Source organism: Actinosynnema sp. NPDC050436 (genome assembly GCF_040655415.1).
Lineage (GTDB): Bacteria > Actinomycetota > Actinomycetes > Mycobacteriales > Pseudonocardiaceae > Actinosynnema.
In genome coordinates, this window is the sequence record NZ_JBFAJV010000001.1 from 149680 (window position 1) to 170601 (window position 20922).

Sequence of the window (20922 nt, forward strand, 5' to 3'; positions counted from 1 at the left end):
GGCCGAGCGATCCAGCACCGCAAGGGCACCGCGCGACCGCCGGCCGGCACCTGGCCGGCGGTGGTCGTGCGGGCCGCGTGCCGCGCGGTGCTCGGGGTCGTGGTCGGCCTCGTGCTGTGGTCGCTGCTGCCGCCGCTGATCGGCTGGCACAGCACCGCCGTGGTGTCCGGCTCGATGTCGCCGCGCGTCGAGCGCGGTGACGTCGTGGCGGCGTCGCCGATCCGGGGCGAGGAGGTCACCGCCGGGCAGGTCGTGCTGTTCACCGACCCGGGCCCGCAGGACCGCCGACTGCTGCACCGGGTGCAGACGGTGAACACGGACGGGACGCTGGTCACCAAGGGCGACGCGAACCCCGACCCCGACCCCACCCCGGCGACCCCCGACGACGTGCTGGGCCTGGCCCGGCTGCGCGTCCCGTGGGTCGGCTACCCCCTCACGTGGGCCGGCGAGGGCCGGTGGCTGCCGCTGGTCGCCGCCGCCGGCGCGCTGTCGCTGCTCACGGCCGGCGCGTTCGGCCCGGGTCCGCGCAGCACCACGCGGGCCGTGGCGGCCGGCACCGCGCTGGTGGTGCTGGTCGCGGTCACCGCGACCACGGCGCGGGCCGGCTTCACCGACACCACCGCGACCGCCGCGACCTGGCGAACCGCGCCGTTGGCCGGCTACCCGGCGGCGGTCCTGGCCGACCGCCCCCAGTACTACTACCGCCTGGGCGAGACGGCGGGCCCGACCGCCCAGGACTCGTCGGGCAACGGCTTCCACGCCGAGTACCGGGGTGCGCCCCAGTACGGCGTGGCCGGGGCGCTGCCCTCCGATCCGACCGCGAAGGCCGCCGCGTTCCCCGCCAACACCGGCCTCGGCTTCACCACGACGACCGCCCGCACCGCGCCGTCCGTCTTCACCTGGGAAGCGTTCCTCAAGGCCGACTACACCTCGTCGGAGAGCACGCTGTTCCAGTTCGTGTCGGCCGGCGGCGCGGCGACCTACCGGATCGTGCTGCGCGGCGGCGAGATCAGCCTGCTCCAGAACTCGTCTAGCCAATTGCTGGCCCTGGCGTCGGGCTACCTGTCCAACGGCGCGTGGCAGCACGTCGCCGTGGTGGTGTCGGCGAGCACCGCGCAGGTGTACGTCAACGGCAAGGCGAGCCCGGCGGCGGCGCTGCGCGTGCCGGGCCTGTCCGTGCCGGCCTCCCGGGTCTCGTTCGCCGGCCCGGAGGGTGCGCCGGCGGACAAGCCGTACAAGGGCACGCTGGACGAGGTGGCCCTCTACCCCCGAGCCCTCACCGCCGCCCAGGTCCAGGCGCACTACAACGCCCGCTGACCCGCCCGGAGCAGGGTGGGGAACCCGGTGGCTCTCGGTTCCCGGCAGGCGGGCGGCGCCGGGGAGTGTCCGAACGGCCACCTCCGCCTGGTGGTGTGTCGAACCCGCGCCTTGGGCGGACAACCTCGCCGGGCGGGTCCGCTACGACTGGGCCGGCAAGACCGTCGAGGACCTCTGCGACTTCCTCGTGAAGTGGTACGAGTGGCTCGCCGACGAGCGGGTCGCGCCGGCCGACTGCGTGATCACGATGATCGGTGACCAGCTGACCGACGGCACGCAGATCGCGGTCAGGACCGTCGCCATGGACGAGCGGACCCTGCTCGCCGGCTCGGAGCATTCCGAAAGGTTCTACCGACCGAGGACCACGGCGGCGGTACGGCGGTGCCCTGCATCCTGCTGCCCTACACCTACCGCTGGCTGAACTCGACCGCCCCGGTGCAGTTCGAGGAGAAGTTCCGGGGCATCGGTCCCGGCACGCCCCCGGTCCCCGTGGCCAAGGGCCGGCGCATCGGCCCGCTGGGCACGCCCGGCAAGCCCACCTCCTACTTCACCGGCCACCGGCGCGTGCGGGCGCAGCACCTCGAACTCCGACCTCGTCGGCGGGCTTGCACGACGGGCGTGTCCGCCGCCCGGGTGCCGCGTGGTGGAGGATTGCGCCGTGGACGAGATCGCACTCCTGCGCGCCGCTGTCGACGGGCGCGGCGGCGCCCCGCTGGGCTGGGACGCCGTGCGGGCCTTCGAGGCCGCGCACGGCGTCGAACTGCCGGAGCCCTACCGGACGTTCGTCGCGGAGGTGGCCGACGGCGTGCCGGCCGGTCCGCCCGAGTACGGCGTGGTGGAACTGGCCGACCTGCCCCGCGACTGGGGCGCGGGCCGCCCGGAGCGCGTGCTCGCCGAGCCGTTCCCGCTCACCGCGACCTGGGTGTGGGAGAACGACCCCCGCCCGGAGGCGGAGGTCGAACCCCTGATCGGTCCGGTGCACGACCACGGGTCGGTGGTGCTCGGCACGGACGGCTGCGGGATCTACTGGCACCTGGTGGTGACCGGGCCCCATCGCGGGCACGTCTGGTACGTCACCGGCGAGGGCGCGGTCCCGTTCGGTGCCGAGTTCGGCACCACGACCGGGAAGTCGGGCTTCGCCGGGTGGGTGGCGCACTGGGTCTCGGGCGCGGACTGGTTCAGCTGACCCCACCGGCCTCGCGGCCCACCACGTCGTCCTCCGGCGGAACGTCGTCCGGTGGCGGGGCGAGGACGAAGAACGTGAAGTCCTCGCGGGCCTTCGCGTCGACCGCCGCCGGCAGCACGATCCGGCCGGACTCGACCAGGCGCCGCACGGCGGGCCGGCTCAGGCCGAAGCCGGCCGCGAGCAGCTTCCCGACCCGGACCGGAGCCGGGAGCTCGAACCGGACCACGACCCGGAGCGGTTCCGGGTCGGCCAGGTCGGGGAACGGCAGGTCGGTGTCCAGCTCCCAGGTGCCGTCCCAGTCGAGCCGGTAGCCGGTGCGGCCCGCCACCGCCGCGTCGACGACGATCCGGCGGACCGCCGCCGGGTCGTTGTCCTCGAACAGCCGCAACTGCTCGTGGTCCAGCGCCTGCACGTGGACGCGCTCGTGGACGGGGATCTTCGACGTCCGGTCGCACGTCTCGCAGCCGATGAGCATCCAGACGTCGAGCAGCTTGCCGTTCGCGTTCACCCGGAACTTGCCGGTGGGGTGGTGGCGGGTCGACCGGCACGCCACGCACGGTTTGACGATCGCGGGCAGGCCGACCTCCCGGACCACCCACAGCGCTTTCCGGTCGATGCCCGGCCCACCGTGCGCGGGCGCGCGGTCACCTCGGGGTTGGTTCACGGACGGACTCCAGGGTTCACGGGGGCGCGGGCCGTCGCGCGGCACCGCCCCACGGGTCCAGTGACAGCGGTCGGCGCGGTGGGAACGCGCCGACCGGCACGACGTCGGACAGCACGCCGTGTGAGGGGAACCCGCGCCGATCACCGGGCGCGGGCTGCGGGAGGCACGTCAGGGGGAGACGGGTCGCTCGAACCCCGTCCTCGGCCCGCCCGTGCGCTGCTGGTCACTGACCCATGCCCGTCATGATGTGCACGGGCGACCCGCCGGGCAACAGGTTTTCGGCGGGGCGCGGGCGGAAGACCAAAGTCGCCCGGCGGCCGGCCGAAGGGCTCATGTGGAGCCCGAGCCGCGTCACGTACGGTCGGATCTCCTCACGCGCAAGGAGGTCGCGGTGTTGCCCGGTGGTCGGTTGTGACGGTCGTGCACGGTGACGAGGCGCTCGCGCGCACGCTGGTCGGACGTCTCGGTGCGCGGCACCCGGTGTTCGCCGTGGCCACCCTGTCGCCCCGGGGGACGGTCATGGCGACCGTGGGTGCTCCCCCCGACGCGGACTTCGAGCTGGGCTCGATCTCGAAGGGCGTGACCGGCCTGCTCTACGCGGACGCGCGGGAGCGCGGCGAGATCGGCCCGTCGACCACGCTCGGCGAACTGCTGCCGCTCGACGCGGTGCCGGCGGCGGGCGTGACGCTCGCGTCGCTCGGCACCCACCGCTCGGGCCTGCCGAGCGTGCCCGCGTCGGCGTCGACCCTGCGGCGGTCCCTGGCGTTGTGGCTCAAGGGCGCCAACCCCTACGGCGACACGCTCGACGAGCTGGTCACCCAGGCGCGCGGGGTGCGGCTCAAGCGGCCCCGCCCCCGCTACTCGAACCTCGGCTTCGAGCTGCTCGGCCACGCGCTCGCCGCTGCGGCGGGCACGGACTTCCGAACCCTGCTCCAGGACCGGGTCGCGGGCCCGCTCGACCTCGACCCGTGGTACGCGCCGGCCACCCCGGACGACCTGCGCCCCGGCGCCCTGGTCGGCCGGACCAGGTCGGGCCGCTCCCGCCGGCCGTGGACCGGCGAGGCGCTGGGCCCGGCCGGCGGCATCCGCGCGACGATCGGCAGCACGGCCCGCTTCGCCGCCGCGCTGCTGGACGGCTCGGCACCCGGCGTGGCGGCCCTGGACCCGGTGGCCGACTTCACCGGGCCGGTGGTCCGGATCGGTGCCGGGTGGCTCACCATCGAGCGCAAGGGCCGGCTCGTCACCTGGCACAACGGCGGTACCGGCGGGTTCCGCACGTGGCTCGGCCTCGACCGCGCGGCCGGCACCGGCGTGGTCCTGCTCTCGGCGACCGCCGCTTCGGTGGACCAGCACGGCTTCACCCTGCTGGCGGAGGTGACCGGGGAACGCGGATGACCCGCGCTCTGCCGCGCGCACCTCGAGGACTCCGCCGTGCCCGACCCTGCCGGGCCGCGCGGTCGGGTGAGGTGCCCGGGTGTTGGATCAGCGGATGGAACACGTCCGAGTGGAAGCGACCGGGACCGGCAACTTCCTCGATCCCAGTGCCTACCTCAGGCTGTTGCCCACGCTGGTCGGCGCGCTTCCGCCCGGCGCGCGGGCGTTCGCCACCGATCCGGACCACTACGACTTCTCCAGCGGGCGGTGCGTGAAGGACCTCGCGCCCGGCACGCTGCTGCGCGGCACGACCGCCGGCGAGGACTGGCTGCACCTCGGCTTCCGCCACAACTGCTGGAAGCACGAGGAAGACCTCGGCATCCGCTACGTCGGCGTCACCGCTCTCAGCCTCGACGCGGAACCGGGGTCCGACTGGACCCGCTTCGGCGGGGTCACGCTGGACGAGGTCCTGCCCCACGACCACGGGTGCCGCCACGAGATCGGCTTCCTCGGCGGATCGCTCACCGTCGTCAGCCGGGACCTGGTCGCCACCTGGACCGAGGCGGACTGCCCGGAGAAGTCACGGGCCGGCGGTGCGGTGCGGGCGGACCCGTCTCCTGATTAAGGTCGATGGGGTGGACAACGCGCGATTGGCCTCCTCGTTCGGGTCGGCGGCGGGTGCGTACGCCGAGCACCGGCCGGACTACGCGCCTGCGGCGGTGCGGTGGGCGGTGGGATCCGCGCCCGGGGTGCGGGTGCTCGACCTCGGGGCGGGGACCGGGAAGTTGACCGGCGGGCTCGTGGCGCTCGGTGTCGACGTCACCGCCGTCGAACCCGACCCGGCGATGGTGGACGAGCTCCGGCGCGCGGTGCCGGGCGTGCGCGTGCTGCCGGGGCGGGCCGAGGAGATACCGCTGCCGGACGGGTCCGTCGACGTCGTCCTGGCCGGCAACGCCCTGCACTGGTTCGACATGGCCGTCGCCGGGCCCGAGATCGCCCGGGTGCTCGCGCCCGGCGGGACCCTGGCCGGGCTGTGGAACGTCGTGGACGACCGGGTCGAGTGGGTCGCCGGGCTCGAACGCGTCGGCGGTGACGCGGCGATCGGTCCACGGGACACCGTCCGCCGCTGGCGCGCGGCGACGGTCGACCTGCACCTGCCCGCCGGCGACCGCGCCCCGAACCCGCCCGACGAGAGCGCCCCGGACCGGTTCAGGTCGGCGGAGCAGGCCGAGTTCCCGCACGGGCAGCGCCGGACCGCCGACTCGCTCGTGGCCACGCTCGCCACCCGCGCCGGGGTGCTCGTGCTGCCGGAACCGGAGCGGGCGGCGCTGCTCGGGCGCATCCGCGCCTACCTCGCCGGCCGCGCGGAGACCGCCGGCGGCGAGTTCACCCTGCCGATGCTGACCGGGGTCCTGCGCGTCCGGAGGCGGTGACGCCACCGGACGCGCCACGGCCCGCGATCACGCCGGGACGCGCTCCGTGCCGTCGAAGGGCGGGTAGCTGTCGCGGCCCGTCCGCTCGGCCGCGTCGATGTAGTCGGCCAGGGCGTCGCGGGAGCGCGCCAGAGCGGCGAGCTGGTCGTCCAGCCGCCGCATCCGGGACCGCATCGCGGCCAGCAGCTCGGGGCACCCGAGGAGTTCCGGCGCCTCCCCGACCGCGCAGGGCAGCAGGTAGGCGATGTCCTCGGTGGACAGACCGGCACCGAGCAGGTGGCGGATCTGCCGGACCCGCACCACGGCCGAGTCGTCGTACTCGCGGTAGCCGTTCGCGCTCCGGTCCGGCTCCAGCAGCCCTTGGGCCTCGTAGTACCGCAGCTGGTGGGCGGCGACACCCGTCCGACGCCCCAGTTCCCCGATCCGCACGACGACCTCGCTTGACCTTCACACCGGTATCAACGTCCACGATGGTGCCATGGACGAAGAGACCAGCGCACCCGTGACCGTCATCGGGCTCGGGCTGATGGGGCGCGCGCTCGCCAGCGCGTTCCTGAAGGCCGGGCACCCCACCACCGTGTGGAACCGCACCGCCGCCAAGGCCGACGAGCTGCTGGCCGAGGGCGCCCGGTGGGCACCCTCGGTCGCCGACGCCGTGCGGGCCAGTCCCCTGACCGTCGTCTGCGTCACCGACTACCCGACCGCGCACGGCCTGCTCGACGCCGACGACGTCGACCTGACCGGCACCACCCTGGTCAACCTGACCTCGGGCGACTCGACCCAGGCCCGCGACACCGCCCGGTGGGCGCAGCAGCGCGGTGCCCGCTACCTCGACGGCGCGGTGATGGCCGTGCCGAGCACGATCGGTACCCCCGAGGCGGTGGTCCTGCACAGCGGGCCGCCGGCGGACTTCGAGGCGCACCGGCCGACGCTCGGCGCGCTCGGCACCGTCACCCACCTCGGCGCGGACCACGGCCTGGCGGCCCTGTACGACGTGGCCGGCCTGGCGATGATGTGGAGCGTCCTCAACGCCTGGCTGCACGGCACCGCGATGCTGCGGACGGCGGGGGTGGACGCCGCGACCTACGCGCCGTTCGCCCGGCAGATCGCCGCCGGCGTGGCCGACTGGCTGCCCGGGTACGCCGCACAGGTCGATCGCGGCGAGTTCCCGGCCGAGGTGTCCGCGCTGGAGACCGACGTGCGGGCGATGGCGCACCTGGTCGAGGAGAGCCGCGCGCTGGGCGTCAACACCGAGCTGCCGGAGCTGATCAAGGCGCTGGCCGACCGCGCGATCGCGGCCGGTCACGCCGGGGAGCAGTACCCGGTGCTGATCGAGGAGTTCAGCCGTCCCCGGCAGGACTGACCGACCCACCGCGTCCGACCCACCGCGTCCGACCCACCGCGTCCGAGCCACCGCGTCCGAGCCACCGCACCGGCTCCGGGGCGGTGGGCGGGCGCGCGGTCAGGGACGGGGCAGCAGGCCCAGGCTCTTGACCTCGCGCACGCCCGCCACGCCCACCGTGACCCGGACGCCCGTGCCGGGCCGGAAGTTGCAACTGGTCACGCAGGTCGTCCCGCTGATCGCGGTGCGGGTGACGCCGTCGCAGGTGATCACGGGGTAGGAGTTCGCGATCCCCGAGCTGGTGGACGTCACCAGCACGCCTGCGGTGGTCGCGGAACCCGGGTCGCACGAGTAGGTGTACTTCACCCAGGCGCTGCCGTTGCCGTACGCCTCGACGACGGTGACCGAGGGTGCCGCGTGCGCCGTGCCCGGCACCGCGCCGAGGGCCAGGAGAGCGAGGGTCGCCGCGAGTGTCCGACCTGCCTGCACAGTTCCTCCCGAGGGGTTCCACGTGACGGTGAATCGAGAGCGCACGGGTTCGGAACCGTTGCGCCACGGGGATTGTTGTGGTCGGGCGCGGCGGGCGGGTAGCCACCGTCCGCAGCAATCCGCCGGGTGCGCCCACCGGCGCGGGCCCGGCGGCCGGTCGGTGGCACGGCCCGCGTACCGTGGGGGCGCGTGCCGCACTTATCCTTTCGAGACAAGCGTTTCGCCTGGTACGTCGAAGCGCCGCTGCTGGTCGTCGGGTACTTCGCGTTCGGCCTGGCCCGTGCTGCGGTCGACCGGGGCGACCCGGCCGCCACCGACAACGCCCTGCTGGTCCAGGGTTTGGAGCGGTTCCTGCGCATCGCGGTCGAGCAACCGCTCAACCAGGCGATGACCGGCCACCCGGTCGCCATCCACCTGACGGGGTACTTCTACCGGTTGAGCGTGGTGGCCGTGCCGATCATCCTGATCTGGCTCTACCTCACCAAGAAGGAGCACTACGGCCGGCTGCGGACGGCCCTGGTGGTGATGATGCTGGCGGACGTCCTGCTCGTGTGGGCGTTCCCCGAGGCTCCCCCGCGCTTCGCCCAGCCCGGCATCGTCGACCACCTGGCCGAGTACGACATCCTGTTCTCGGCCGAGTCGCGCGTGCCCCGGCCGGGGGTGAACCTGTTGGCCGCCATGCCGAGTATGCACGTCGCCTGGACCACCTGGTGCGGGTACGCGCTGTGGTCCACGCTGCGCGCGCACCGACCGCGTCTCGCCTGGGCGGCATGGGCGTTCCCCGCACTCACCGCGATCGTCGTGCTGGTCACCGGGCACCACTACGTCCTGGACATCCTGGCCGGAGTGTCACTGGTCGCTTTCGGTCTGGTCGTCGCGAAGCGCTCGGCCGGGATGTCCCAGCCGAGCGTCTCGTCACCGTGCTCACCGCCCTGACCGGGACTCCCGAACGCACCCGGACGGGACGGGGTCAGCGTCCCCCGTCGTCCGGTGTGCGCATCGACTCGGCCACCGAGCCGCCCGGCTCGTCCGCGAGCTGACCGCGTTCGGCGGCTTCGCGGTGGACCTCCGCGTCGTAGGCGTCCCGGGCGTCGAGGCTGACGACGTCGTCGCGGTTCTGCTCCCCCGCCGCCGGTTCGCCGCTCGCGGGCTGGACGTCGGGCTGCTCCTCGTCCAACCTGTCGGCCAGGGGGCGCGGGTGGGACTGCTCGTAGGGCGTCATCCCGTACTTGTCCACCCCGGACCAGTGCTCGGGCGGATCCATGCCCGCTTCCAGCGGGTCGAGCTTGAGGCGGTCCTCGTCCAGGTCCTCGGCGCTGTTCAACGCCGCCGGGTCCGTCTCCACGGCGTCCGGCGGCCCGGTGTCCTGGGGCGCGTCGGGCGTGTCGAAGTCGCTGGTCACTGTTCCCTCCTGGTGGTCGTCCGGGGTGCGGGCGTCGCCCGGGTCCGGCTCACGCGGGTTCTCCGTGCAGCACGAGCTCGTCGATCCGGGCGACGACCACCTCGGGTGCGTCCGCCATGATCAGCTCGATCGGCTCCACCAGCTCGTACCGGCCGCTCGCGGACGGGCCGGGTGCGTGCGCGGTGCTGAACCTCGCCGCGTCGCGGGTGGTGGCGCGGACGGTGCCGCCCGGCTGGTCGACGGCGGCGTCGAGCGTGATGACAAGGTCGCCCCCATCTGCCGTCGACACGCCGTCCGACCCGTCCCCGCCCTGTTCCAGGGTCACGGTGCCGCCGTCCTCCGGCCCGCCCGCGTCGGGCAGGTCGGCAACCAGCCGCAGGCCGGACAGCCGCGCGGCACCCCCGTCGGCCTTGGACGTGAGGGTGCCGGTGCCGCTGAAGTCGACCAGCACCGGCTTGGACCGCAGGGTCAGCTCGACGTCGGACGCGTGGCAGCGCAACGCCGTCCCGGCTCCGGGTCGCGGGAGGTCGGTACGCGACATGGGGCACCTCCTGGTGGGTGAACGCGCTCGAACCGCTGTCGGCCGGGTCTACCCCGAACGGACGTCTTCAAACGGGGCGGCGGGCCGCCCGCACCTGTCGGGTGACCCGCGTCACGACCCCGGTGGACCACGCCCGGTTGCACGGGCCGTGGGCGTGCGGTCTGCGCGGGAGGGAGTGGTGCAGGGCGTGCCCGCAGTCGGGTCCGGGCGACATGGTCAGCGACTGCGGTCCGCTCCTGCCGTTTCCCCAGGGCTGACCGACCCGTCTCCAGTCCGAAGTGGACGGATGGTGGATCCAACCGCATCCAGCGGTCGAACCGAAGGTCGACGCGGTGGTGCGGGTCAACCCGGTCGCGGTCGAGCCGGCACGGCAGAGCGACGCCCGGCGGCGCGCGCAGACCGGTCGGAGGCATTCCTCGTGGCTGAGGGAGAACATGGACACCGCCGACCGGCAACCGACCACGGCCGGCTCCACGGCGTTGGCGGCGTCGAAGCCCGAGCGGGACGCGTTCCCGGTCGCCCGGCTGCGGGACGCCGGCGCGGTGGTGCCGGGGAAGGCGAACCTGTCGATCTGGTGGAACTTCCGGAGTTCCGACGCCATCGCGGGCCGGAGCGCGACCGGCGGCCAGACCCGCAACCCCTGCGTGCTGGACCGGAGCCCGTGCGGGTCGTCCAGCGGTTCGGCCGCCGCCACGGCGGCGAGCCTGGCCGTGGTGACCATCGGCACGGACAGCGACGGTCCGGTGGTCCGCCCGGCCGCCGGCGCCCTGCCGGCGGACCCCCGTGCCGCGCTCAAGCGCGACGCGTTGCGAGGCAAGCGGATCGGCGTGTGGCGCAAGGGGCACACCGGCCTCGACCCGGACGTCGACCGGGTGTTCGACGCGGCCGTGGCGAAGCTGCGCGACCTCGGCGCCACCGTGGCGGAGGGCGCGGACGTGCCCGGCACCGACCCGCTTCACCGATCCCGACCTCCTCGGCTACGCCCACGCCCACGAGCAGGCCACCCACGCCCGCAAGGCCCCGCGCTACCTGCCGACGGCCCGCTGACCGGCCGCACGGACCAGCGCGCACGACCACGGCCATGTGCGCTAGATTTGGAAAATGGTAAATCTGGATCGGGTGCTCCCCCGCGCCGGCGGTGAGCTGCGCTACGGCGACCTGCCGGGCGAGCGGCGGCCGGTCGTGCTCACCCACGGGGCGGGCATGGACCACCGGATGTTCGACGCACAGGCGCGGGACCTGCACGGGGCCGGCCACCGGGTGGTCACCTGGGACCAGCGCGGGCACGGCGCGTCGACCCTCGGGCCGGGCACCCGGTTCACCGCCGCCTCGGCGCTGGACGACCTGGTCGCCCTGCTGGACCACCTCGACCTCGACCGCCCGGTCCTCGTCGGGCACTCGCTGGGCGGGAACCTCTCGCAGGCGCTCGTCCGCCGCCTCCCCGACCGGGCGCACGCGCTCATCGTCCTCGACGCCACCTGGAACGCCGGCCCCCTCACGCCGGCCGAGCGGTTCCTGCTCCCGCTCGCCGCCCCGTCCCTGGCGCTGATCCCGGCCGCGCGCCTGCCGGGCATGATGGCGCGCGCCTCGGCGGTGACGCCGGAGGGGATCGCCGAGTGCGAGGCGACCTTCGCGCGCATCCCCAAGCGGGTCTTCCTCGACGTCTGGCGGGCCACCGCCGCCCTGGTGGACCCGGACCCGGACTACTGCACGCCCGTACCGCTGGGGCTCGTCCGGGGCGACCGCGACCGCACCGGCAACATCGCGGCGGCCATGCCCCGCTGGGCGCGGGCCGAGGGCGTGCGCGAGCACGTCGTCCCCGACGCCGGGCACGTCGTCACCCTCGACGCGCCGGAAGCGACGTCCCGCGCGATCCGGGACATCATCGACGGGTGGGCGGCGGGCGGAGGGCGACCGGAATGACGGACGACGAGGAGCGGGCCGCGTTCGTCACGGCGATGGGCGACACGCTCACGTCGTGGCACCTCTCGCGGGCCACCGGGCGCGTCTACGGGCAACTGCTGCTCAACGCCGACCCGGCGTCGCTCGACGCCCTCGGCGCGGCCCTCGGCCTGAGCAAGGGGGCCGTCAGCGTGGCCGTGCGCGAGCTGGTCTCCTGGGGCCTGGCCCGCACCATCCCGCAGCCGGGCAGCCGCCGCCTGCTGGTCGAGGCGTCGGGCGGGTTCGAGCAACTGCTCGCCGCCAGCCACGAGCGCACCCGGTCCTTCGTGCGCGTGCTCCAGGACGGGTCGCGGCACGCCGGGGCGGAGCGGGCCCGGACCCGGCTCGCGGAGGTGGCCGAGTTCTTCCAGTCCTATGTCGAGGCCGGGGACGAGATGCTGCGCCGACGCCGGCGGTGACGTCTTCCGTATGCGGTGTGCGAAAAACCGCGCCGTCCTTGCACCTGAGCGGAAAGCTCGTGTCCGTCCCACTTCCGTGTTCACCCGGACGGGTTGATGCCTGTCCCGACCGGCGGTGGGACTATGTGTGCGGACGGCGAGGCGCTCGTGTCGGCGGGGAGTGACGACACCGAGCTGTGCCGGAACACCTGACGCCGAAGGTCACCGCCTGCCGGTTCCGCGCGGCCCCACGACGGTCGGCCCGACGACGGTCGGCCCCACAACGGCCGGCCCTCAGCCCGACCGGGGCGGCAGGAGGCGGAACCCGTGCAGGTCCGCGGCGCCGACCTCGTCCGCGCAACCAGCGACAAGGGGGAACACGATGAGATTCACCGCCAAGCTCGCGGCTGTCCTGACCACGACCGCCGCCGCCACGCTGCTGGCCACCGCGACGGCCTCGGCCGAGGCCGCGACCGCCGCGCCCCCGTGGTGGGCCGACCCGGCGACCTGCGCCAACCCGCTCACGGCGGTCCAGCGCACGGTCGACGGCCGGATCGTCCAGGTCCGCTACGGCACCTGCGGCGGCGCGCAGTACGGGTGGGGCCGCATCCTCAACTACACCGGGCCCGAGTTCATCCGCTTCGAGGTCGACCTGAACGGCGACCGGGTCGCGGACGACTTCTCCACCTACACGGCGGGCAGCCGCAACTACACCCAGGGCTACCCGACGAGCCCGAATCCGGCGCGCGCCTTCCGGGCCTGCTACGTGGCCGACCCGAACGGGACGTGCACCGGGAACAACGCCACCGCCTGGTGGTGATCGGCCGGCCGTGACCGCGCGGCCGTGACCGACCGCCTGCCGACACCAGGCACCCGGGGTTCCGCGAGGCGGAAAGCCGCCTCGCGGAACCGCTTCACGCGCTCGACCGTCCACAGCAGAGCGACATCTCCTCGTATGTCCTCTGTGGACCATCGGGAGCTCCGGGGTGGACGGTCGCGGCACCGCCGGAACACCGGAGCCGGACCGACCGCGACGGCGATTCCACCTGTCGGGACGAAGTCGCCGGTCGTGGACGGCAGACGACTTGACGGTCCGCCCGTGAGCACCTTTCCGGTGAATTCGGACAAACCGGTATTGCACCCCTGTTACCCGCCCCTGCTCCGCACTACGGCGGAAAGCGGCGGTACCGGAACAGTGACCACCGGGTGTCCCAGTACGGCCGTACGGGCGAGCAACCGACACGCCGAGGACAACACCCGTGCGCCCCTTTCGAATGGAATCCACCATTTGACACGATCCGCTCAACACCCTCCCGACCAGGAGTTATGTAGATTTTCAACCGCCTTGCAATCCTCTCCGCCCGGTCCGGTTTGGCCAGGTTTGTCGGCCTTGTTTCGTGTTGGTCCATTACCGTGAAACGGTTGCGGACGCGTGGACAGCCGGACCTCCTCCCCCGATGCTGAGTCCATCGCGGAGGTGGATTGATGAGCGGTCGGGTCATCGCGCTGTCTTCGACGGAAACCCATTGCCCTTATTGTGCGCTGCAATGCGGGATGACCGTCGACGGGAGCCAGGACGATATAGGGGTGCGGCCGAGGGATTTCCCCGCCAACGGCGGTGGGCTGTGCCAGAAGGGGTGGACGGCGGCGGCGGTGCTGACGACACCGGGGCGGTTGACGACGCCGCTGGTCCGGACCGACCCGGCGCGCGGGCTGGAGCCGACCGGGTGGGACCCGGCGCTGGACTTCGTCGCCGCGCGGCTGGCCGCCATCAGGGCCGAGCACGGGCCGGGTGCGATCGGGGTGCTCGGCGGCGGCGGGCTGACCAACGAGAAGGTCTACCTGCTCGGGAAGCTGGCCCGGGTCGCGCTGCGCACGCCGCACGTGGACTACAACGGCCGGTTCTGCATGTCGGCCGCCGCAGCGGCGACGATCCGCGCCTTCGGCGCCGATCGCGGCCTGCCGTTCCCGCTGACCGACCTGGCGGCGGCGGACGCGGTGCTGCTGGTGGGCGCGAACGTGGCCGTCACCATGCCGCCGTTCGTCCAGCACCTGCGCCGCGCCTCGGACGCCGGCGGCCTGATGGTGGTCGACCCGCGCCGGTCGGCCACCGCGCGGCAGGCCGGGGTGCACCTGCAACCCCGGCCGGGCACGGACCTGGCCCTGGCGCTGGGCCTGCTGCACGTCGCGGTGGTCGAGGGGTACGCCGACGAGTCCTACGTGCGCGACCGGACCTCCGGTTTCGAGCAGGCGTGGCGGGTCGCGGCGCGGTGGTGGCCGGAGCGGGCGGAGCGGGTCACCGGCGTCTCGGCGGCCGACCAGCGGCTGGTCGTGCGGCTGCTCGCGCAGGCGTCCAACGCCTACGTGCTGACCGCGCGGGGCACCGAGCAGCACTCCAACGGCACCGCGATGGTGTCCGCGTGGGTGAACCTGGCGCTGGCGCTGGGCCTGCCCGGCGTCGCGGGCTCCGGCTACGGCACGATCACCGGCCAGGGCAACGGGCAGGGCGGCCGGGAGCACGGCCAGAAGGCCGACCAGCTGCCGGGCTACCGCAAGATCGACGACCCCGCCGGCCGCCGGCACGTCGCCTCGGTGTGGGGCGTCGCCGAGGAGGACCTGCCGGGCCGGGGGCGGTCGGCCTACGAGATCCTCGACGCCGCTGGGCGGCCCGGCGGCGTGCGGGCGCTGCTGGTGTTCGGCACCAACCCGGTGGTCTCCGCGCCCGGCGCGGGCCAGGTCGCCGACCGGCTCGCCGCGCTGGACCTGCTGGTGGTGGCGGACTTCGTGCGCTCCGAGACCGCCGGCATCGCGCACGCGGTGCTGCCGGTCACCCAGTGGGCCGAGGAGACCGGCACCATGACCAACCTCGAAGGCCGCGTGCTGCTGCGCCGGCAGGCGCTGGACCCGCCGGAGGGGGTGCGCAGCGACCTCGACGTGATCCACGGCCTCGCCGTGCGGCTCGGCCAGGCCCCGGGGCACTACCCCACCGACGTCGAGGCGGCGTTCGACGAGCTGGCGCGCGCCAGCGCCGGCGGGCCGGCCGACTACTCGGGCATGAGCCACCAGCGGCTGCGCGACGGCGACAGCCTGTACTGGCCGTGCCCCGGCCCCGACCACCCCGGCACGCCGAGGATGTTCCTCGACGGGTTCCTGCACGCCGACGGGCGGGCCAGGTTCGCCGCCGTCGACCACGTGGAGCCGCCCGAGGTGCCCGACGCGCGCTTCCCGCTGTGGGCGACCACCGGGCGGCTGTTGCAGCACTACCAGACCGGGACCCAGACCCGGCGGGTCGCCGAGCTGGCCGACGCGGAGCCGGAGGTCTACGTGGAGGTGCACCCCGACACGGCCGCCCGGTTCGGGCTCGCCGACGACTGCCCGGCGCGGGTGACCTCGGCGCGCGGCAGCACCTCGGCGCGCGTGCGGTTCGAGCCGACCATGCGGCTGGACACCGTGTTCCTGCCGTTCCACTTCCCCGACGCGCAGCGGGCCAACCTGGTCACCAACCCGGCGCTGGACCCGACCAGCCACATCCCGGGGTTCAAGGCGTGCGCGGTCCGCCTGGACCCGGAGCCGGCCCGATGAGCGCGGCGGCGGTGACCCGCCCGCTGCACGTCGTGCCCGCCCGGCGGGTCGTGGTCGTCGGCTACGGCATGGCGGGCGCGCGGCTGGCCGAGGAGGTCCGGGCGCTCGACCCGGACGGCGCGCGGGTCGCGCTGACCGTGGTCGGCGCGGAACCGCACGCGGCCTACAACCGGGTGCTGCTGTCCACCGTCCTGGCCGGCGGGGTGGGGGTGGACGCCGTCCGGCTGCACGAGCCCGACTGGGGTCCCCGCAACGGGGTCGACCTGCGGGTCGGCACCGAGGTCGTGCTCGTCGACCGCGCGGCGCGGGAGGTGCGGCTGGCCGACGGGCGGGCGCTGCCCTACGACGCGCTGGTGCTCGCCACCGGCAGCAGCCCGTGGATGCCGCCGGTCGAGGGGCTGCACGGCCCGGACGGGCGGCCGGCACCGGGCGTGGTGGCGTTCCGCGACTTGGACGACTGCCTGCGGATCCTCGCGGCGGCCCGCCCCGGCGCCCCGGTCGCCGTGCTGGGCGGCGGGCTGCTGGGTCTGGAAGCCGCGCGCGGCCTGGTCGGGCGCGGCAACCTGGTCACCGTGGTGCACCCGCTGGGGCACCCGATGGAGCGCCAGCTCGACGCCGGCGCGGGCCGGGTGCTGGCCGACGCGCTGGGCCGCACGGGCGTGGAGTTCCGCTTCGACCGGCTGGCCCGCCGCTACCGGCCGGGCAGCGGGCTGGAGCTGGACGACGGCAGCGTGGTGCCGGCCGAGCTGCTCGTCGTCTCGACCGGCGTCCGCCCGGAGGCGGAGCTGGCCCGCGCCTGCGGCCTGCTGGTGGAGCGCGGGGTGGTGGTGGACGACGCCCTGCGCACCAGCGACCCGAGCGTCTACGCGCTGGGCGACTGCGCCGAGCACCGGGGCGAGGTCAACGGCCTGGTCCAGCCCGCGTGGGAGCAGGCGACGGTGCTGGCCGCGCTGCTCACCGGGGCCGACCCCGGCATCCGGTACCGGGGCACGCCGGTGGTCACCCGGCTCAAGGCGCGCGGCATCGACCTGACCTCGCTCGGCGAGGTGCACGTGGACGTGGGCGAACCGGGCGTCGAGGTGCTCCGGGTGGAGGACCCCACGCGGGGCCGGTACGCCAAGATCGTGCTGCGGGACAACCTGGTCGTCGGCGGGGTGCTGCTCGGCGTCCCGGACGCCGCCGCCACCGTCACCCAGCTCTTCGACCAGCGCCGGCCCGCCCCGGACGACCGGCTGGCGCTGCTGCTCGGCCGGGCCCTGGTCACCGGCTGCGCGGCGACGGACCCGGCGGATCTGCCCGCGACCACGCTGGTGTGCCGCTGCAACACCGTGCGGAAGGAACAGCTCGTCGACGCGTGGAACACCGGTGCGCGGGCGGTCGGCGCCCTGGCCACGGCGACGAGGGCCACCACCGGCTGCGGCACGTGCCTCGACGTGGTCACCGCGATCGCGGACTGGCTGGCCACCCGCAAACCCGCGCCCGACCTGGCCGGGTGACGGGACCGGGCTGTCCGGTGTGGACCGACCCGGCTGCGCGACCACGCCGTCAGGAGTCGGCGTGGTCGCGCAGCCGGGTCGCGATGTGCGCGGCGTCGAGCGGGAAGCCGGAGACCGTGCCCGAGGAGCAGGTCCGGAGGCCGTCGAAGCCCAGCCAGAAGAAACCGTCCACAGTGGTCTCGCAGGTGTCCGGGAACCCGCGCGCGTCCAACGACCGCCGCACCTCCTCCACCCGGAGCCAGCCGAAGTCGGCGGACCAGCCGGTGGCCCACACGACGGTGGTGATGCCGTTGTCCCGCAATGACAACGACCCCGGTGGCGTCGACTCCAGCAGTGGCCGGTGCGGCTCCCACGCCGGCTCGGGGGTCGGCGGCGGGTACGCGGCGCGCTCGGCGGGGTCCAGTGCGGCGACCCACCCCTCGATCCGCGCCAGGACCTCGCGGTAGCCCCGCTCCGCGTGCGCGACGTTGGCGTGCAGGTCGTCCCGGAACATTACCGTCGCCCCGTCCTCCGCGACGCCGGCCAGCCCGCCCAGCAGGCGCACGCCGAGGCGGGCCAGCGAGTGGTGCGAGAGCGGGTGGTCCTGGCCGACGACCGGCATCGGGTCGTGGCGGTCGCCGCACCTGTCGCGGGGCGCCCACAGCGAGCCGATCCGGTCCAGCCAGAACATCACGTCCTCGCCCCGGTGGTCGCGCGGTGTGCCCGCCACCCGGGACGTGGCCAGGTGCACCTCCCGGCCGGCGTGCGCCAGCTCCTCGGCGAGCTGCATCCCCGTCTGCCCGCCGCCGACCACCAGGACCGCGCCGTCCGGGAGCGCGGCGGGCTTCGTGTACGTCCCGACGCGCAGTTGGCGGACGGCCGGGTCGAGGTCCGCCGCGCAGCGCGGGAGGGCCGGGACCTGGTGGCGGCCCGGCGCGGCCACCACGTTGAGCGCGGCGTAGCGCCGGGGGCCGTCGGCACCGGCCACCTCGACCAGGAACCGCCCGGTGCCGGTGCGCGACACCGACCGGACCTCGCTGCGCTCGCGCACCGGCAGGCGGCGGCGCGCGACGCACTCGTCCCAGGCGCGCACCATCACGTCGAGCGGGACGCCGCGCGCGCGGTCGGGCAGGTCGTCCACCTGGCCCGGCAGCCGCGAGAACGCGACCGGCGAGTTGATCGTGAACGAGTCCCAGCGCGCGGACCGCCACTGCTCCAGCACGCGCGCCTTCTCCAGCACCACGTGCTCGCGCCCGGCGCGCTGGAGTTCCAGGCTCATGCACAGCCCCGCGTGGCCGCCGCCGACGACCACCGTGTCGATCCGCTCCTCAGGAGTCGCGCCGCCCACGGCTAGACGATCAACATGCTGTCGCCGAACATGTCGAACTCGTACCCGCCCCGGTCGAGGATCTCCGCGTAGGAGTCCATCACCAGGTCCTTGCCCGCGAACGCGGCGGTGAGCACGAGGTGGCTGGACCTCGGCCGGTGCAGGTTCGTCAGCAGGACGTCCACGACCTTGAACCGGAACCCGGGGTGGATGTAGAGGTCGGTCCACGCCCGCCGCGCGGCGATCGGGGCCTTGGGCTCGTGCGGGGCGGCCAGCGTCTCCAGCGTGCGCATGACCGTGGTGCCCACGGCGACGACCCGCCGCCCTTCGGCCATGGCGCGGTTGACCTTCCCGGCGGCCTCGGCGTCGACCTCGAAGTACTCGGACCGCACCTCGTGCTGCTCGACCTCCTCCGCGCTGATGTGGCGCACCGCGAACGTCTCGGTGGCTCCCACGTGGAGGGTGATGTGGGCGAACTCGACGCCCTCGGCGGCGAGGCGGGCCAACTGCTCGCCGGAGAAGTGCAGACCCGCCGACGGGATGTCCAGCGAGCCGGGCTTCGCGGCGTAGACCGAGCGGTACGCCTGCGGCGAGTCCCGCCAGTGCGCCGGGTCGAGGTGGACCGTGTCGTCGACCCGGCGGCCGAACCGGTCGAGCACCTCCGGGAGCCGGTCGGCGGGCGCGAACCCGACCCGCCACAGCCCGTCCGGTTGCGGCTCCAGGAAGGTGCAGGTGAATCCCTCGTCGTCCACCGAGGTCGCGGTGAGGCCGGGGAAGGGCTGGGCGGAGGTCGTGCGGGCGATGGTGGTCCCGTCCGGCTCGTGGCCGTACACGACCACGTCCACGACGTCGCCCCGGTGGTCCCCGTCGGGCCGGAACGCCAGGGTGTTCGACAGGACGTAGCTGTCGTTGAGCACCACCAGGTCACCCGGCCGGAGGTAGTCGTGGATGCGCGTGAAGACCGTGTGCCCGATCGACCCGGCCACCCGGTCCAGCACCACCATCCGGCCGGTCCCCCGGCACTTCCCGCGCAACTCGCCGGGATCGGAGGGCAGGACCCCCGACGTCGCGTCGAAATCGAATTCCTCGGTCCTCATGGCACGCCACTCCCCCACGGTGAATGGTCGGGAGATCGATGACGCACCGCCACCGGATTCGCGCTCCCGATCGGGCGGGAGGCCGGCCGACCGGTGGTGGAAAACGGTTTTCCGAATGGCGACCGAGATGACTCGGGCACCGAGGTGTTGCGTCCGCTCGATATTCCCACGAGCAGGGAGAGCAACGTCAACCCGCTAACGGGTGATCTACTGCGTACCCGATCGGTGGATTCAGGCGCTGTCGCCGGATCCCCGCCCGGAGGCGGGGACCGGCGAACCGCGCGCCGCCCGAGGGGAGGCGGCGATGAGGCCGGGGCGGACCCGTACCGGAGGGCCCCGGCGATCGTCGTGGGTGGCCGCGCCGGGCGTTAGGCCGATTTCTCGAAAACGGTGACCACGGTCGGCCGGGAATCGTCGACGGGGACGCCGCTCAACCCGCCGTACTCGGCGACCCGGCGCAGCCCGGAGGCGGCGGCCAGCTCCAGCAGCCGCTCCTCGGCGATCAGCAGCACGCGCTCGGTGAAGACCTGGACGTCCTCGTCGTCGATCCAGACCTCCCGGCAGTTCCAGCGCTCGCCCACCAGCTCGGAGAACACGACCATGCCGCGCCGGACGCCGGGGTAGGGCAGGTACATGCTGCCCCCGTTGTCCTCGATCCGCCGGACCCAGCCCAGGTTGTGCGTCTCGGTGACGAGCTGCCCGCCGGGGGCCAGGTGCTGGGCGAAGGTCCGCATGGCGTCGAGCTGGGCCGCCTCGTCCGCAAGGACCGCCAGGCTGCCGCACACGCACAGCACCAGGTCGTACTCCTGCCCGTCCCGGTAGTAGAGCATGTTGCCCAGCCGGGGCTCGATCGACGGGTCCTCGTGCCGGCCCAGGATCTCCAGCATCTGCTGCGAGGCGTCCACCCCGACCAGCGAGGCCCGCACGCCCTGCTCGCGCAGCCGCTCGGCGAGGGGCACGAGGACGCGCCCGGTGCCGACGCCGAACTCCAGCACGGACGCGGTCGCGCGGTCGCGGGGGACCTGCCGCGACAGCCAGTCCAGCTCGGCCGGTTCGAGCGCCGGGAAGATCGTGTCGTACACCTCGGAGAAGCGCTTCCCGTAACTGTCGCTGCCGCTCAGTTCTCCGGGGTGGTACACACCTTCAGCCTTTACCGTCACAGCTCGACACCCTCCGATTGTGCGATGACCCCGACGTAATTCCCACCGCGCTGTTCAATTCAAAACTAGCACGCCCCCGGTAGAACGTCCAGTCACCGGATGTCAGATGTGAAAATCACGCACCGGAACATTAAGAATTCATTGGCCGCATTGCCCGGCCACCCCGAATACCGGCGTGAACCACCCGGCGTCAA

21 protein-coding genes are annotated in these 20922 nt (G+C 74.1%); 13 read left to right on the forward strand and 8 right to left on the reverse strand.

Going from position 1 to position 20922, the window contains the following annotated elements; translation table 11 throughout:
* Positions 1-60: 60 nt before the first annotated feature.
* Both AB0I60_RS00665 and AB0I60_RS00670 read left to right on the forward strand, forming a co-directional pair.
* Entirely contained in the window at positions 61-1317 is a 1257-nt protein-coding gene (locus AB0I60_RS00665) for a signal peptidase I (protein ID WP_360724657.1), read from the forward strand.
* Between the two features lie 658 nt (positions 1318-1975).
* Entirely contained in the window at positions 1976-2503 is a 528-nt protein-coding gene (locus AB0I60_RS00670) for an SMI1/KNR4 family protein (protein ID WP_360724659.1), read from the forward strand.
* Here the strand turns inward: AB0I60_RS00670 and AB0I60_RS00675 are convergent.
* Positions 2496-3167: a DUF1062 domain-containing protein gene (locus AB0I60_RS00675; protein WP_360724661.1), complete on the reverse strand. Its 672-nt coding sequence runs from the start codon at positions 3165-3167 to the stop codon at positions 2496-2498. The two genes, AB0I60_RS00670 and AB0I60_RS00675, sit on opposite strands and share 8 nt — an antisense overlap.
* A gap of 411 nt (positions 3168-3578) precedes the next feature.
* Between AB0I60_RS00675 and AB0I60_RS00680 the strand changes: the two genes are divergently transcribed.
* The 3 genes from AB0I60_RS00680 (at position 3579) to AB0I60_RS00690 (ending at position 5974) form a co-directional block, all read left to right on the forward strand.
* Complete coding sequence (locus tag AB0I60_RS00680; protein WP_360724663.1) at positions 3579-4562, forward strand: serine hydrolase domain-containing protein; 984 nt, start codon at positions 3579-3581, stop codon at positions 4560-4562.
* A gap of 94 nt (positions 4563-4656) precedes the next feature.
* Entirely contained in the window at positions 4657-5166 is a 510-nt protein-coding gene (locus AB0I60_RS00685; RefSeq protein WP_360724665.1) for a hypothetical protein, read from the forward strand.
* Between the two features lie 10 nt (positions 5167-5176).
* Positions 5177-5974: a class I SAM-dependent methyltransferase gene (locus tag AB0I60_RS00690; protein WP_360724667.1), complete on the forward strand. Its 798-nt coding sequence runs from the start codon at positions 5177-5179 to the stop codon at positions 5972-5974.
* A gap of 27 nt (positions 5975-6001) precedes the next feature.
* On the opposite strand, the gene AB0I60_RS00695 is transcribed toward AB0I60_RS00690, so the two are convergent.
* A complete protein-coding gene (locus tag AB0I60_RS00695) occupies positions 6002-6403 on the reverse strand; it encodes a MerR family transcriptional regulator (RefSeq protein WP_360724669.1) in 402 nt (133 codons plus the stop codon).
* A gap of 49 nt (positions 6404-6452) precedes the next feature.
* On the opposite strand from AB0I60_RS00695, the gene AB0I60_RS00700 reads away from it, so the two are divergent.
* On the forward strand, positions 6453-7337 hold the full coding sequence (locus tag AB0I60_RS00700) for an NAD(P)-binding domain-containing protein (RefSeq protein WP_360724671.1): 885 nt from the start codon (positions 6453-6455) through the stop codon (positions 7335-7337).
* Between the two features lie 99 nt (positions 7338-7436).
* Here AB0I60_RS00700 and AB0I60_RS00705 read toward each other — a convergent pair whose 3' ends face one another.
* Positions 7437-7805, reverse strand: a complete 369-nt coding sequence (locus AB0I60_RS00705) for a hypothetical protein (RefSeq protein ID WP_360724673.1) — start codon at positions 7803-7805, stop codon at positions 7437-7439.
* Between the two features lie 189 nt (positions 7806-7994).
* On the opposite strand from AB0I60_RS00705, the gene AB0I60_RS00710 reads away from it, so the two are divergent.
* Positions 7995-8741 carry a phosphatase PAP2 family protein gene (locus tag AB0I60_RS00710; protein ID WP_360724675.1) on the forward strand — a complete coding sequence of 249 codons (747 nt, stop codon included), beginning with the start codon at positions 7995-7997 and terminating at the stop codon, positions 8739-8741.
* A gap of 34 nt (positions 8742-8775) precedes the next feature.
* Here AB0I60_RS00710 and AB0I60_RS00715 read toward each other — a convergent pair whose 3' ends face one another.
* Complete coding sequence (locus AB0I60_RS00715; protein ID WP_360724677.1) at positions 8776-9207, reverse strand: hypothetical protein; 432 nt, start codon at positions 9205-9207, stop codon at positions 8776-8778.
* Between the two features lie 49 nt (positions 9208-9256).
* On the reverse strand, positions 9257-9748 hold the full coding sequence (locus AB0I60_RS00720; protein ID WP_360724679.1) for a hypothetical protein: 492 nt from the start codon (positions 9746-9748) through the stop codon (positions 9257-9259).
* 278 nt (positions 9749-10026) lie between these two features.
* On the opposite strand from AB0I60_RS00720, the gene AB0I60_RS00725 reads away from it, so the two are divergent.
* From AB0I60_RS00725 to AB0I60_RS00750, 6 genes are all read left to right on the forward strand, one after another.
* Positions 10027-10890, forward strand: a complete 864-nt coding sequence (locus tag AB0I60_RS00725; RefSeq protein ID WP_360724681.1) for an amidase family protein — start codon at positions 10027-10029, stop codon at positions 10888-10890.
* Positions 10850-11671, forward strand: coding sequence for an alpha/beta hydrolase (locus AB0I60_RS00730; RefSeq protein ID WP_360724683.1), 822 nt, complete (start codon positions 10850-10852; stop codon positions 11669-11671). Before AB0I60_RS00725 ends, AB0I60_RS00730 begins: the two co-directional genes overlap by 41 nt.
* Positions 11668-12108 carry a MarR family transcriptional regulator gene (locus tag AB0I60_RS00735; protein WP_360724685.1) on the forward strand — a complete coding sequence of 147 codons (441 nt, stop codon included), beginning with the start codon at positions 11668-11670 and terminating at the stop codon, positions 12106-12108. The genes AB0I60_RS00730 and AB0I60_RS00735 overlap by 4 nt, the downstream gene beginning before the upstream one ends.
* 361 nt (positions 12109-12469) lie before the next feature.
* Entirely contained in the window at positions 12470-12907 is a 438-nt protein-coding gene (locus AB0I60_RS00740) for a hypothetical protein (protein ID WP_360724687.1), read from the forward strand.
* Between the two features lie 665 nt (positions 12908-13572).
* Positions 13573-15669, forward strand: coding sequence for a molybdopterin oxidoreductase family protein (locus AB0I60_RS00745; RefSeq protein WP_360724689.1), 2097 nt, complete (start codon positions 13573-13575; stop codon positions 15667-15669).
* A gap of 32 nt (positions 15670-15701) precedes the next feature.
* Positions 15702-17165 carry an FAD-dependent oxidoreductase gene (locus AB0I60_RS00750; protein WP_360725739.1) on the forward strand — a complete coding sequence of 488 codons (1464 nt, stop codon included), beginning with the start codon at positions 15702-15704 and terminating at the stop codon, positions 17163-17165.
* A gap of 49 nt (positions 17166-17214) precedes the next feature.
* Here the strand turns inward: AB0I60_RS00750 and AB0I60_RS00755 are convergent, their stop codons facing one another.
* The 3 genes from AB0I60_RS00755 to AB0I60_RS00765 form a co-directional block, all read right to left on the reverse strand.
* Positions 17215-18492 carry an NAD(P)-binding domain-containing protein gene (locus AB0I60_RS00755; RefSeq protein ID WP_360724691.1) on the reverse strand — a complete coding sequence of 426 codons (1278 nt, stop codon included), beginning with the start codon at positions 18490-18492 and terminating at the stop codon, positions 17215-17217.
* Positions 18493-18494: 2 nt separating this feature from the next.
* Positions 18495-19568 carry an S-adenosylmethionine:tRNA ribosyltransferase-isomerase gene (locus tag AB0I60_RS00760; protein WP_360724693.1) on the reverse strand — a complete coding sequence of 358 codons (1074 nt, stop codon included), beginning with the start codon at positions 19566-19568 and terminating at the stop codon, positions 18495-18497.
* Positions 19569-19936: 368 nt separating this feature from the next.
* A complete protein-coding gene (locus AB0I60_RS00765) occupies positions 19937-20728 on the reverse strand; it encodes a class I SAM-dependent methyltransferase (RefSeq protein ID WP_360724695.1) in 792 nt (263 codons plus the stop codon).
* Between the last annotated feature and the right edge of the window lie 194 nt (positions 20729-20922).

Bases quoted from the DNA above. Each gene is read 5' to 3' on its own strand.
- AB0I60_RS00685 (WP_360724665.1), top strand. From the start codon at position 4,657: ATGGAACACGTCCGAGTGGAAGCGACCGGGACCGGCAACTTCCTCGAT.
- AB0I60_RS00700 (WP_360724671.1), top strand. From the start codon at position 6,453: ATGGACGAAGAGACCAGCGCACCCGTGACCGTCATCGGGCTCGGGCTG.
- AB0I60_RS00720 (WP_360724679.1), bottom strand. From the start codon at position 9,748: ATGTCGCGTACCGACCTCCCGCGACCCGGAGCCGGGACGGCGTTGCGC.
- AB0I60_RS00730 (WP_360724683.1), top strand. From the start codon at position 10,850: ATGGTAAATCTGGATCGGGTGCTCCCCCGCGCCGGCGGTGAGCTGCGC.
- AB0I60_RS00735 (WP_360724685.1), top strand. From the start codon at position 11,668: ATGACGGACGACGAGGAGCGGGCCGCGTTCGTCACGGCGATGGGCGAC.
- AB0I60_RS00740 (WP_360724687.1), top strand. From the start codon at position 12,470: ATGAGATTCACCGCCAAGCTCGCGGCTGTCCTGACCACGACCGCCGCC.
- AB0I60_RS00745 (WP_360724689.1), top strand. From the start codon at position 13,573: ATGAGCGGTCGGGTCATCGCGCTGTCTTCGACGGAAACCCATTGCCCT.
- AB0I60_RS00760 (WP_360724693.1), bottom strand. From the start codon at position 19,568: ATGAGGACCGAGGAATTCGATTTCGACGCGACGTCGGGGGTCCTGCCC.